The organism is Thalassospira profundimaris WP0211 (assembly GCF_000300275.1).
Taxonomy (GTDB): Bacteria; Pseudomonadota; Alphaproteobacteria; order Rhodospirillales; family Thalassospiraceae; genus Thalassospira; species Thalassospira profundimaris.
In genome coordinates this window covers 153113-164928 of the sequence record NZ_AMRN01000002.1, presented here as the reverse complement: position 1 = coordinate 164928, position 11816 = coordinate 153113, and the positions used below count along the sequence as shown (strand labels likewise).

The window sequence follows — 11816 nt, the reverse complement described above, 5'->3', positions numbered from 1 at the left end:
TCTGCCATCATATATCGCAATCAAGACAGTTTTGAATGTCGCCATATCATGGTTCATATCCTCAACACCTTTGACGGACGTCCGGAACATCACAACAAGATCCCCCGCCCGCGTGAGCTGCCACGCGCAGTATATGTCCGGGTCAGTGATATGCCTGCTGGCTATCATGTCGCGGCACACAGCCATGACTGGAACCAGCTTTTATATGCGATTGAGGGCACGATGACTGTGGTGACAGAGGCCGGGATGTGGGTTGTGCCGCCACAACGTGCGGTATGGGTGCCCCCGCATACCCAGCATGCCGTGACCTGTACGGGCTTTACCCGTGCTCGGCACCTTTATATCGGTCGGGAAGTTGCCACCAACCTGCCCGACCGTTGCATGGTTCTGGAAGTCAGTCCGCTTTTACGGGAACTGATCCGGGCCGCGACAGAAATCCCGGTCGAATATGATGAAGATGGCGAAGAAGGTCGGCTGATCCGCGTGCTTCTGGATCAGATCAAGGCGCCAGATCAGGACAAGCTTTATCTGCCTGCGCCCAAGGATACCCGACTGGCACGCATTTGCGATCACTTGCAAAGTGACCCGGCCGATAACCGCACGCTTGAGGACTGGGCAAAGGTGTGCGGCGCCTCAAGCCGGACGCTTGCCCGGCTTTTTCAACGCGAAACTGGCATGCCGTTCCGCGAATGGCGGCAAAAGCTTCGTCTGCTCCATGCGCTTGAAAAGCTCGCCAATGACCGTCCGGTGACCGAGATCGCACTTGATCTTGGCTATGAGACCCCATCGGCCTTTATCGCCATGTTTCGCAAGGCCACAGGCCGCACACCGGGCAGCTATTTTCGCTAGGCCCGGGATGCTCAGTGGTCGTAACGGGTTACACGTGGTTTCGGCGGAATGATCTCGTGCTCGGGCTCAAGATATGTTCCGTAACGCTTTGTCACTTTCACATGGTCCCGGCAAGGATTCTGCCCATTGGCACACATGTTGTGAAGCTGAACCATGAATTCCGAGGACAAGCCGTTTCGTTCATGCGTCGCGTTTTCCGACGCCCGATTGGTAAACCTGCCATTGCTCAGACGATCAAGGCGTTTATCCGTTTTCGGCGCAACAGCACCGTCATGATGCATGACGCGGATACCTTCAAGGAAGGCCATCATTTCCATCACGGATTTAAGCATCCCAACACTGTTTTCGAAGGTTCGGGTCACGGCGACCGAAGCTTCTTCTATGTAGTCGGCAAATAATCCATCACCGTCTACATCGGAAGGCTCGTATTTGTGTATGCCCGCTGCCATGCGGCTTTTCCAAGCCTGATGGTTGGGCTCATTGACGCGACGCCCTGGAAGAATATGGCTGTTTTGTCCCCAGTCACGTCCATGACCGGTACAATTAACCTCACCCTTCCGGCGTGCCGGATGTGGTTCGTACGACATCATCTCTTTCCCCAGAGCGTAAAAATTGCGCTTCTCTGATATCCATGCCCTTACTTGAACGCAGATATTCCCACTCTGTGAACGGACATGTGTCTTATTATTTAATCCACAGATACCACAGGTTGTTTGTTGGAATTGCACATTCCATCCATATGAATATGCAAATTGTCCAAAAAACGCGGCAAAACCCTGCTTTTCGGCTTTTGACAAGGCTTCCAAAAAGAACGCAGCAGCCCACATTACCCGGATACACTATCCGGTCTGATGCGCATTTATGCCTGGATCAGGAAACAGAAATACGCACTGCGTGATCGCAAGTCAGCCTCACGTCTGACAGTGATACTTCCAGTCCTTTATGGTCGACCTTGAGTTTATTCTTAGTGCGAGACCCGTGACACGACATCATTAGCCGCTTGAATGCGGTCGCTATAGGCCATTGCCTTCGCACCATGGTTGAGCGACGGAATACGTTCCGAAGCGCCCAATACGGCCAGCTGGTCAATCACGGCCAGCACCCATGGGCGGGTGTCATTCCCTTCGCCACCTGTTGACGACGTGTCTTTCGTTTGGTCCAGAAGCCGCTCGTCTGCGCTGAAGATATCATTTTCATTGGACACAGAACGGATGGCCTCCAATACGCGGACCAGTTCAGAAAGCGACTTCATCATATCGAAGGTCGCCGCAAGAGACTGGTTCACAGAAGACGGTTCTGCGCCTTGCGCCATCTCAGGATCGCCAAAGCACGGCCCTGCTGGTGGTTCATCATCAAAGGATAGGAAAACCGGTTCCTGATCTTCCCGGCTCTGCCAGAAATGATGATTTTTCTCACCTTGACGACGTCCGGGTAACACGTGGCAGTTCTTTCCCCAGTCACGGCCGGGCCCGGCATAGTTTTTCTCCCCCGTCCGGCGTGCCGGATGTGGTTCTGTCGAATGCATCTAATCCCCCAAGGTTCGGTGCACACACTGATAAGGGCCGCCAGCGTTTTCTGTTTTTCGTCATAGGCGGTATCTCTGTTTTTTGGATTTTTACCATGTGCAGCGGGGTGACAATGCACGAAGCGTCCAAAAAAATGTGCGAACCATCCAAAACACCTAATAAAGGGATTTCGCAAAAATAATCCCTAACATCCCGTATAACCATAAGGCCTTAAGACCAAAGGTATAATCCAGATCACCTTACGTAATCATAATACCTTTGCGTTCATTTTTGCCTAAACCTATACCTTTGTGGTTTTGACGAAACGCCCGGTTTCCGCTTAATATGAAAAAAATCTGGTATTAGAGATATCGAATATTAATCCAGATGAACCCGCGCAAGTAGCGTTGTTTGCAATGAAGCAAAACCGGGAGTCAGGCATGACACAGTCATCAACCAATTCTTTTTTCACAGTTAATGATCTACCAATGTCAAAACGTTATGACGTTTGGCAAAGTAGTATTGACTGCATTTTCAACGTCGAAACCCTTCCCGACATCCGCAAGAACACCTTCCATGCAACATTGGATGCGGATCTGTTGGGATCGATGATGCTCGCCCGCACCAACAGCACACATCAGTTCTGGGAACGCAGTTCCCACACAATCGCTGCCGACGGGATGGATCATTACATCCTTCAGCTTTACTATAGCGGCGGCGTGACCTCAGACTATGGCAAGGACGGTCAGGAAATTGCCCCCGACGGTCTGCTCTTTCAGGATCTGTCGCAAACCACCAAGGCCACAACAAGCGATTTTGACAATCTTGTTTTCGTCATTCCCCGCCCGCTTCTGGAAGACCGGCTTACCCTTCCCGAAGATCACAACATGCGGTTTCTCAGTCCGCGTGACCCGATGGTCCGGGTTGTCGCCAATCTGATGCGCTCGTTAAAGGCCAATGCGTCCGCGCTCAAGACAGAGCATGCTCATGTTCTTGAAAACAGCTTTGCCGACATGCTCGCCGCCTGCCTGAATTCCGCCTATGGCGAGACAAGCGACACGACCAACAAACGCCAGAACATTGAAGTCATGACGATGATCCGTCGCTATTTCCGGGAGAATTTTTCGCGCCCTGACCTTACCCCGGAGCGTGCGGCAAGAGAGTTGGGGATTTCCCGTTCCAAGCTGTATCAGTTGCTTGAAGAGCATGGCGGTGTTTATCGCTATACACGCGATCTTCGCCTGCGTCGTGCCAAGCAATTGCTAAGCACAACAACGAAGCGTCCCCGCTCTCTTTACGATGTTGCGTTGGAATGCGGTTTTTCCAGTGACACGTCCTTTATCCGGGCATTTCGAGAGACATTTGACATGACGCCGGGTGATTTCAGGCGCAATCAACAGACCGCTCTAAAAAATTCAAATGGGGCGGATGGTGAAGGTCGTGATACGCGCTATGAAAAGTGGCTGCACTCCCTTTAAAAAGGTCTTCTGACGTTTGACCTTTGTCGGATTACCCGCATTTCTGGCATGAAATTTTGTCAGTATTACCTGACGCCAACTTGCGATATCCCTGAAAACAGATGCCGATGGCATCCGCCACCATTCAGGAAGATCGCAATGAACAGTTTCTGGTCTGGAATTGGGTTACGCCTTGCCGCGACCGGGTTGTTCGGGGTTATGAACCTGTTTGTCCGGCTTGCATCCTTTGAGGCACCGACAGGCCAGATCGTCTTTTGGCGCAGCAGTGTCGCCCTGATCCCGATTGTGCTTTATCTGATGTGGCGCAATCAGTTCCCCAAGGCACTGCGGACCAAGCGTCCTTTTGGGCATTTGAAACGCAGCACATATGGCTGCATTTCAATGTTTCTGGCTTTTGTATCACTGGCCTATCTGCCGCTGGCACTGGCCACGGCCCTTGGCTTCCTCGCCCCGCTTATTCTTATTCCTGTTGCGATCATCACGCTTCGGGAAAATCCCGGCTGGCTTGTCATTGGCGCGACCGTCGGCGGATTTGCCGGGGTGTTCCTGATGCTATGGCCGATGCTGTCCACACCGGGGCTTGATCATAACACCCTGATCGGGATCGGCGCCGGAGTGGCCTTTGCTGTCACCACTGCCTTTGCCAAGGTACAGATCAAGTCGCTGACCACGACAGAACCTTCGGGCACGATTGCCTTTTACTTTGCCGTGATCTGTTCCATCGGCGGACTTTTGACCATCCCGTTTGGCTGGGCGCCGCTTTCGGTCAACAATATCGTTTTCCTGATTGGCGCCGGGCTGACTGGCGGGCTTGCCCATATCGCCATGACCGAGGCACTGGCCCGTGCCCCGGCATCGACCCTGTCGGCCTTTGAATATACCGCGATGATCTGGGCGATCATTCTGGATCTTGTGGTATTTGGCGTCCTGCCCGCACCGATCAGCCTGATGGGTGGTGTGCTGATTGTCATGGCCGCGGCACTGGTGATGTTTAACGACCAGATCGTTGCTGCCATCGCGCGCAAATTTGGCCGCACTTCAGAACCCGTAAAATCGGCGGCAGAATAACTTTGCCGCCGCGCCCCCTTGGCGATTGATCAGGCCTGTTTGGTTTCCTGAAGCTTGGTTATCGCGTGCAGAGCAAGGTTGGTCGGGGTTGCAATGCCAAGCTCAGTGCCCTTACGCACAATATAACCGTTCAGAAAATCAATCTCGCTTGCTTTGCCACGTGCCAGATCCTGTGCGGTTGAGGAATACTGACCCGGCATGGTGTCCGCGATCTTTTCAATCGCACCCCAGACGTCGCCGGGCACAGTTACACCGCATCCCTTGGCAACTGCCAAACATTCGTCCACCGCATTGCGCATCACATCCCAAACGCCAACGCCCTCGACAACTTCGCCATAGGGCCGTTGGGTAATGGCTGACAACGCGTTATAGGCACAGTTCAGGATCATTTTTGCCCACAAGGCACCTTCTGCGTTGTCCGATACCTCGACCGGTATTTTCGCCGGAACAAGGGTATCGACCACGGTCTGACTTTGTGCAGATGGTCCGATGACAAGTTCACCGCGTCCGTGATGCTTCACGTGGCCGGGGCCACCCATGCTGGTCGCGACATAGACAACCACCGGAATAACCGGTTGCTCAAGGACCACACCAAGCCTTTCGGCGTTATCCACACCGTTTTGCAGGCTTAGCACAATTGTGTTGGCAGAGATGAACGGCTTGATCTGTTCACCGGCCTCCACCGTGTCGGTGGATTTAACGCAAAACAGGATCATTTCGGCCCCGGCGACGCCCGCAGCATCGGTATCGCCAGTAACAGAGACATATTCCTGTGACGACCCGAAATCGAGCAACAAGCCATCACGATTCATGGCCTCAACATGGTTGGGACGCCCGATCAGGGTCACATCATGCCCTGCACGGGCCAGCATCGCCCCATAGTAACATCCAACTGCCCCTGCACCCATTATTGCAATTTTCATTTTCGCGACATTCAGAAAGAGAGCTTATCTACCTAATCCGCTATGAAGGCATCAAGCTAGGAGATTGACTTGAAATAAGACACAACCTAAAGTTAAAAAACATTCCGGAGAAGGAGAGTTATTTTATGTTGTTAGTACCAATATCCTTGTTCGTTAGCACGATCTTGTTTGGCATTGCACTATACACAACAAACAAATCCTCGAAAGAGGATGTGTATATTGTAAAAGAAAAAATAAAGAATAAAGGCAATATAAGCTTGATTGAATTAAAAAAAATTCTTACAGAGTCACATCATTCACCTAAAATGGATATAAAAGAATATGATGAAAAACAAATTCATGGTGAAATGAAACACGCAGGAGTAAAATTTTATTTTACTGCCTCTGTAATAAACGACGAAGATAGCCAAATTATTTCAATACACTATAAAAACTCCCCTCCATCAAAAAATATAGGAACTTGGGCATTCATCGGCGCGCAATCAATTGTGGGAGTGCCATTAATTGTATTTATCGGCTCTTACTTTTTTGGGCTAATTGGAGGAATATTGGGATTGGCAATATCCTTGCTCTCAACTGCGGCGCTCTCTTTTGCCCCAATTAAGGCAGCTAAAGATGCAAAAGATAAGATCCAAACCAAATTGGAACTTGCATCTATGAACATATGAATCCTAGCGCATATAAGAATACCATGCCACTGATGAGCAGTTTGGCAACCTATCCGCTTAGTGCATCGCGCCTATTTACGGACGTCAATACAGCCACAAATAACTTTGATACCTTAATCATCGACATCTACACAAGAGCTCTTAAAGGCTGTGCTAACACTATAACTTCAGCCGCTCTTAATGACCGAAACATGGACCGCATTCCAGCCTCCCGGCCAGACTTCGGCACCGCCATGCCGCAGGTTACGGATCAGACCAATCGGCACGTCCTTGGCAATCAGAAGTTCACCATCCGCACCATCATCAAAGGTCGGCTCGGTCTCGGCAAAACGGCCGATATGACCCAACTCCGGTTCGCAAGGGGTATAGACCGAACAGCCCGAATAATTGGTCGGGTTGTTGGTGGTGTTGACCGCAGCACCCGTCGTGCCGCAGGCCGCAACCACGGTCATAAGCTCAACCGCACGCGCCTTTGCGCAGCCAAACACCCGGTTATAGCCCGATGGTGTCAGGGTCATGGATGGCACCAGCAACAGATCAATATCAAGCGGTGCAAGCAGGCACGACAAAGCCGGCATTTCGATATCCAGACAAATCAGCACCGCAACATTGAGCCCGCGCCATTTGATCACATTGAATGCCTTGCCCGGTGTCAGGTTCCAGTTTTCCGGTTCTTGTTCCCCCGGGGTCAGGGAAAGCTTGTCCTGAATGATCGCATCCCCTTCGGGGGTGAAGATCATCGCACTGTTGGTTTGCCCGGCATCCGGATTTTCGGGATCAATGTGCCAGGGCATGCTGCCGGCAACCAGAAGCATGTCATGCTTTTTGGCAAGACCGGCTGCGTATTTGCGCGCCTCCGGTGCAAGGTCGGCCATCCAGTCAATTTCCTGACCGGTTTGCAGACCTTCGGGTTTGAAGGCCAGCCATTGTTCGCTGGCATATTCCGGCAGAACGAAGATCTTGGCACCTTGTTTGGCGGCCTCGGCCATCTGGGCATTAACGTGATCGGCCCAACCCGCCATGTCTTTAACGGGTCGGCCAAGGTTCGTCGCCCAAAGGGCCAGCGTTACATATTCGGGGAAGGATGCCGGTGACGTCATGATCAGCGTTCCTGATATTCAGAGGGGCGTTTAGCTAAAAGCGGCATGATCCGGCCATCAAATGACAGCCGGATCAGATAAATCGCGAATGGAACCAGAGTTAGTTTTTAAGTTTGGTCCAGACACGGTTACGAAGATCACGCGCCTTGACCGAGCAATTCTGCGATGGGATCAGAAGGTCTGCGTATTCTTCCGGCATGTTCACGGCCGGATCGGCGGTGAGGGCCGGATCCATGAATTCGCCAGAGCCCTTGATCGAGTTCATGTAACCGGCATAATTCGATGCCTCGGCCGCATTTTCCGGCTGCATCATCCAGTTGATGAAGGTTTTGGCGTTTTCAAGGTTTGGCGCGCCATCCGGAATGACGAAGTGGTCAGCCCAGTAGGTCAGGCCTTCCTTCGGATAGACAAATACCGCTTCCGGGATGCTTTCCTTGGTCCGGTGGGCTGCACCGTTCCACTGCATATGCATCTGAACTTCGCGGGCCGACATGCGGTCGATGGTGCCCTCAGAGCTGTAAACAGCGATGTAGGGTTTCTGTTTCGTCAGAACATCAAGGACCTTCTGCGCTTCGGCCGGGTCCTCGGTGCATTTTTCAACGCCCGCATAGTAGGATGCAGCATTGAACATTTCGACTTCGTCATTCAGCGCACCAATCTTGCCGCGGAATTCTTCACGCGGCTCAAAAAACTCTTTCCAGCTGTTTTCAAGCTCGCCATCAACAGCGGCCGCATCATAGGTAAAGCCGGTGGTTCCCCAGAGGTATGTCACGGAGTATTCACGCTCCGGATCGTATTTCATGGTGTCGTGCGGCTTGGCAACGTTGTCAAAGTTTTCGAGGCTTTTGGCATCGAACTTGGTTGCCAGGCCTTCCTTGATCATCACGTCAACCATGTAGTCGGATGCGACAGCAATGTCATAGCCCGACGCACCGGCCTGGAGCTTTGCCAGCATGGTTTCGTTGGAATCATACACATCAAGGGTGACCTTGATGCCGGTTTCAGCCTCGAACTTTTCCATCAGTTCCGGCGGAAAATAGTTCGACCAGTTATAGAAAAACAGTTCGCCATCCGCCTTTGCCGAACCGACCGACAACAAGGCGATCGCGGATGCTCCCAGAAGCACAGAACGTAGTTTCATCGTGAGACTCCCAAATAAGGACGGTGGGTTGTTTTGTTATTCGGATGGTCGGCCCGTCCGGGAACCGGCAATCCCGTTTTGAATTTCAGAGATCAATATCGAATACGATCAATCAGGAACGAGATGCTGACAAACAAGATTGAGACAATCAGCATCATCGCAGAGACAGCATTGACCTCGGGCGTGATCCCGATCCGGATCATCCCGAAAATATAGATCGGCAAGGTCGTCGCCCCTGCACCTCCAACAAAATAGGAAATGACAAAGTCATCAAGCGAGATGATGAAGGACAACATCGCACCCGACAAAATCCCTGGCCAAAGCAACGGCAGGGTTACGCGCCGGAAGGCTTTCCATTCATTGGCATACAAATCATTTGCCGCCTCAACCAGTGCCGGGTCCATGCCCTCCAACCGTGCGCGGATCGGCAGATAGGCAAACGGAATGCAAAACACCGTATGGGCAATGATCACGGTCAGAAGCCCAAGCTTGATCCCCAATGCGACAAAGAACAGAAGGGTCGCAATCGCCGTGACGATTTCGGGCACCAGCAACGGCAGAACCAGCATCGCCGAAACGCCGGACTCACCCTTAAACCGGCCGCGTGACATCCCCATTGCAGCAAGGGTGGCGGCAATGGTGGCAAGCACGGTTGCCGACACCGCAATAACGATGGAGTTCTGGGCTGCACGCAGCATGTCATCGTTGGAAAGGGCTGTGACATACCAGTCCATTGTAAAGCCGGTCCAGATCGTCGCCAGACGGTTTTCGTTAAACGAAAGCGCAATCAAAACAACAATCGGCAAATACAGATAGGCAAAGAAAAACATTGCCGTCGAGGTGATCCCGCGAAAACGCCACAGCGGGTTGGAAGCATCGACTTTCATCGGCTTTCCTCCGGCAATGATTTGAACTTGAACGAATATACCATCATCGAGATCAGGACGAGCGCCAGAAGCACAAAGCCAAGCCCGGCACCAAGCGGCCAGTTACGTGCCGCACCAAACTGGCTGCCGATCAGGTTGGCAATCATCATGAACTTGCCGCCACCCAGAAGTTCCGGGGTCACATAGGCGCCAAGACATGGAATGAAGACCAGAATGCAGCCCGCGGCAATGCCCGGTGCCGCAAGTGGCAAGATCACCCGGGTCATGGCGCGACGTTTGTCAGCACCCAGATCAAAGGCCGCCTCGACCAGCCGATGGTCAAGCTTTTCAAGGCTGGCATAGATCGGCAAAACCATGAATGGCAGATAGGTATAAGTCAGACCGATGGAAACTGCGTAGGGCGTATAAAGGACATCAAGCCCGCCGGTTTCAATGCCCATCCAATTCAGCGCACCATCAATCAACCCGCCATTGCGCAGCAACAGCATCCAGGCATAGTTCCGCACCAGAATGTTGGTCCAGAACGGAATGGTCACCAGAAAGATCAGGAAGTTGCGACGGCTTTGCGGTTGGGTTGAAATGTAAAACGCGGTCGGGAAACCCAGCAAAAGGGCAAAGACCGTCGTCATCGCCGACAGGCCAAAGGAACGGGCAAAGATCTGAAGGTAATCAGTATTGACCACCAGATTGTCCATCAGATCGCGTTCAAAGATGAAACTGATATAGGCATCCATCGAGAATACGCCCCAGTTCACCCCGCCATAATCGCCACGTTCCAACATCGAAACATAGGCCATCTGCAACAGCGGCACGGCCATGAAAAAGCCGATATAGACCACCGCAGGTGCGACCAGCCAAAATCGTTTGGATCGTATGATATTACCCATGATCAATCCGCCAGTACCCGAATGGAGTCAGGGGACATGGTGATACCGACACGCTCGCCTTGGGCGAAATCAGCCTTCGCACCCGATCCGTTTTGCATCCGGACTGTCAACAAGGCGTCATTACCCAGATCAATCTGATAGGTCGTATCCGTGCCGAAATAGATGACGGTGGAAACGGTACCAACAAGATGATTTGCGTTGGCCTTACTTTCAGCAACCAGCCCAAGGCGTTCCGGGCGTACAGAAACAGTGACCTCGCCACTTCGTTGACCGGAAACTTCCTGTGTCAGTTCAATGACCTGACCACCACCAAGCTTAATGGCATGTTTGCCAGCACCATCATCGACAAGATTACCCACAAGGAAATTACTGTCGCCAATGAAGTCGGCAACAAAGCGGTGGGTCGGGGCTTCATAGATTTCACGGGGTGCACCGACCTGAAGAATTTCGCCCGACTTCATCACCGCAATGCGATCTGACATCGCAAGGGCCTCTTCCTGGTCATGGGTGACAAAAACAAAGGTAATCCCGGTTTCTGTCTGCAGGCGTTTGAGTTCGACCTGCATTTCCTTGCGCAGTTTCAGATCAAGTGCCGAAAGTGGCTCATCCAGCAGCAACACCTTTGGCGCGGGTGCCAGCGCACGGGCCAGCGCAATACGTTGCTGCTGGCCACCGGAAAGCTGGCTTGGCACGCGGTCCCCGTATTGCGCCAGACGGACAAGTTCAAGCATCTCTTCAGCACGATCATCAGCCTGCTTGCGCGCAATCCCCTGCATTTCAAGGCCAAAGGTAATGTTCTGTCTGACCGTCAAATGCGGGAAAAGTGCATAGGACTGAAACACCGTGTTGATGGGCCGCTTGTAAGGCGGAAGGTCATTTAGCGCCTTCCCTTCAAGCAAAATTTGCCCCGAAGTCGCCTGTTCAAACCCGCCGATCAGACGCAGCAAAGTCGTTTTGCCACATCCCGAAGGACCCAACATGGTGAAAAACTCATTCTGAAAGATATCGACAGATACGTCGTCCAGTGCCGTGACTTTATCGACACCCGACCCAAATGTTTTTCCAACAGACTTTGCCGAAATGACTACTTCTGACATGCACTTCCCCGAATTTGTATTTTGTAAAATGATATAAAATCTACAGAGACTTGCAATCCGGTGGTCAAGAAAGCGTCGATATTTACAGAAGTTCCGCAATATCCGCCTTAAAATGGCATCCAAACTGGTTCTGATTGCGTCATATAGACACTTTACAAAATAATGTGCAGCACACTATTCACGCAAAACGAGGACTTCTTTGGCAGAAAGACA

Annotated in this window: 12 protein-coding genes; 4 read left to right on the top strand and 8 right to left on the bottom strand. The window is 52.0% G+C overall.

Annotated elements, in window-relative coordinates; translation table 11 throughout:
* Positions 1 to 48 precede the first annotated feature (48 nt).
* The gene (locus tag TH2_RS04865) at positions 49 to 849 is read left to right on the top strand and encodes an AraC family transcriptional regulator (protein WP_008889288.1); all 801 of its coding nucleotides are present in this window, start codon (positions 49 to 51) and stop codon (positions 847 to 849) included.
* A gap of 11 nt (positions 850 to 860) precedes the next feature.
* Here the strand turns inward: TH2_RS04865 and TH2_RS04860 are convergent, their stop codons facing one another.
* Positions 861 to 1676 (bottom strand): hypothetical protein, encoded by an 816-nt coding sequence (locus TH2_RS04860; RefSeq protein WP_157193860.1) that lies wholly within the window; start codon positions 1674 to 1676, stop codon positions 861 to 863.
* Positions 1677 to 1813: 137 nt separating this feature from the next.
* Positions 1814 to 2374: a hypothetical protein gene (locus TH2_RS04855; protein ID WP_040822714.1), complete on the bottom strand. Its 561-nt coding sequence runs from the start codon at positions 2372 to 2374 to the stop codon at positions 1814 to 1816.
* Between the two features lie 468 nt (positions 2375 to 2842).
* Between TH2_RS04855 and TH2_RS04850 the strand changes: the two genes are divergently transcribed.
* Entirely contained in the window at positions 2843 to 3832 is a 990-nt protein-coding gene (locus tag TH2_RS04850; RefSeq protein ID WP_008889284.1) for a helix-turn-helix domain-containing protein, read from the top strand.
* A 138-nt stretch (positions 3833 to 3970) separates the two neighbouring features.
* Positions 3971 to 4900, top strand: coding sequence for a DMT family transporter (locus tag TH2_RS04845; protein WP_008889283.1), 930 nt, complete (start codon positions 3971 to 3973; stop codon positions 4898 to 4900).
* Positions 4901 to 4929: 29 nt separating this feature from the next.
* Here the strand turns inward: TH2_RS04845 and TH2_RS04840 are convergent, their stop codons facing one another.
* Positions 4930 to 5808 (bottom strand): ketopantoate reductase family protein, encoded by an 879-nt coding sequence (locus tag TH2_RS04840; RefSeq protein ID WP_008889282.1) that lies wholly within the window; start codon positions 5806 to 5808, stop codon positions 4930 to 4932.
* A 140-nt stretch (positions 5809 to 5948) separates the two neighbouring features.
* On the opposite strand from TH2_RS04840, the gene TH2_RS04835 reads away from it, so the two are divergent.
* Positions 5949 to 6491 carry a hypothetical protein gene (locus tag TH2_RS04835; protein WP_008889281.1) on the top strand — a complete coding sequence of 181 codons (543 nt, stop codon included), beginning with the start codon at positions 5949 to 5951 and terminating at the stop codon, positions 6489 to 6491.
* 167 nt (positions 6492 to 6658) lie between these two features.
* Here the strand turns inward: TH2_RS04835 and TH2_RS04830 are convergent, their stop codons facing one another.
* The 5 genes from TH2_RS04830 to TH2_RS04810 all read right to left on the bottom strand — a co-directional run bounded on the left by TH2_RS04830 (position 6659) and on the right by TH2_RS04810 (position 11603).
* A complete protein-coding gene (locus tag TH2_RS04830) occupies positions 6659 to 7591 on the bottom strand; it encodes a nitrilase-related carbon-nitrogen hydrolase (protein ID WP_008889280.1) in 933 nt (310 codons plus the stop codon).
* A gap of 100 nt (positions 7592 to 7691) precedes the next feature.
* Positions 7692 to 8732 (bottom strand): extracellular solute-binding protein, encoded by a 1041-nt coding sequence (locus TH2_RS04825; RefSeq protein ID WP_008889279.1) that lies wholly within the window; start codon positions 8730 to 8732, stop codon positions 7692 to 7694.
* A 92-nt stretch (positions 8733 to 8824) separates the two neighbouring features.
* Positions 8825 to 9619: an ABC transporter permease gene (locus TH2_RS04820; RefSeq protein ID WP_008889278.1), complete on the bottom strand. Its 795-nt coding sequence runs from the start codon at positions 9617 to 9619 to the stop codon at positions 8825 to 8827.
* The gene (locus TH2_RS04815) at positions 9616 to 10506 is read right to left on the bottom strand and encodes an ABC transporter permease (RefSeq protein WP_008889277.1); all 891 of its coding nucleotides are present in this window, start codon (positions 10504 to 10506) and stop codon (positions 9616 to 9618) included. The genes TH2_RS04820 and TH2_RS04815 overlap by 4 nt, the downstream gene beginning before the upstream one ends.
* A gap of 2 nt (positions 10507 to 10508) precedes the next feature.
* Positions 10509 to 11603 (bottom strand): ABC transporter ATP-binding protein, encoded by a 1095-nt coding sequence (locus TH2_RS04810; RefSeq protein ID WP_008889276.1) that lies wholly within the window; start codon positions 11601 to 11603, stop codon positions 10509 to 10511.
* Positions 11604 to 11816 lie beyond the last annotated feature (213 nt).

Excerpts from the sequence above, each read along its gene's own strand:
- TH2_RS04865 (WP_008889288.1), top strand. The coding sequence starts at position 49 with ATGGTTCATATCCTCAACACCTTTGACGGACGTCCGGAACATCACAAC.
- TH2_RS04860 (WP_157193860.1), bottom strand. The coding sequence starts at position 1,676 with ATGTGGGCTGCTGCGTTCTTTTTGGAAGCCTTGTCAAAAGCCGAAAAG.
- TH2_RS04855 (WP_040822714.1), bottom strand. The coding sequence starts at position 2,374 with ATGCATTCGACAGAACCACATCCGGCACGCCGGACGGGGGAGAAAAAC.
- TH2_RS04850 (WP_008889284.1), top strand. The coding sequence starts at position 2,843 with ATGTCAAAACGTTATGACGTTTGGCAAAGTAGTATTGACTGCATTTTC.
- TH2_RS04845 (WP_008889283.1), top strand. The coding sequence starts at position 3,971 with ATGAACAGTTTCTGGTCTGGAATTGGGTTACGCCTTGCCGCGACCGGG.
- TH2_RS04840 (WP_008889282.1), bottom strand. The coding sequence starts at position 5,808 with ATGGGTGCAGGGGCAGTTGGATGTTACTATGGGGCGATGCTGGCCCGT.
- TH2_RS04835 (WP_008889281.1), top strand. The coding sequence starts at position 5,949 with ATGTTGTTAGTACCAATATCCTTGTTCGTTAGCACGATCTTGTTTGGC.
- TH2_RS04830 (WP_008889280.1), bottom strand. The coding sequence starts at position 7,591 with ATGACGTCACCGGCATCCTTCCCCGAATATGTAACGCTGGCCCTTTGG.
- TH2_RS04825 (WP_008889279.1), bottom strand. The coding sequence starts at position 8,732 with ATGAAACTACGTTCTGTGCTTCTGGGAGCATCCGCGATCGCCTTGTTG.
- TH2_RS04820 (WP_008889278.1), bottom strand. The coding sequence starts at position 9,619 with ATGAAAGTCGATGCTTCCAACCCGCTGTGGCGTTTTCGCGGGATCACC.
- TH2_RS04815 (WP_008889277.1), bottom strand. The coding sequence starts at position 10,506 with ATGGGTAATATCATACGATCCAAACGATTTTGGCTGGTCGCACCTGCG.
- TH2_RS04810 (WP_008889276.1), bottom strand. The coding sequence starts at position 11,603 with ATGTCAGAAGTAGTCATTTCGGCAAAGTCTGTTGGAAAAACATTTGGG.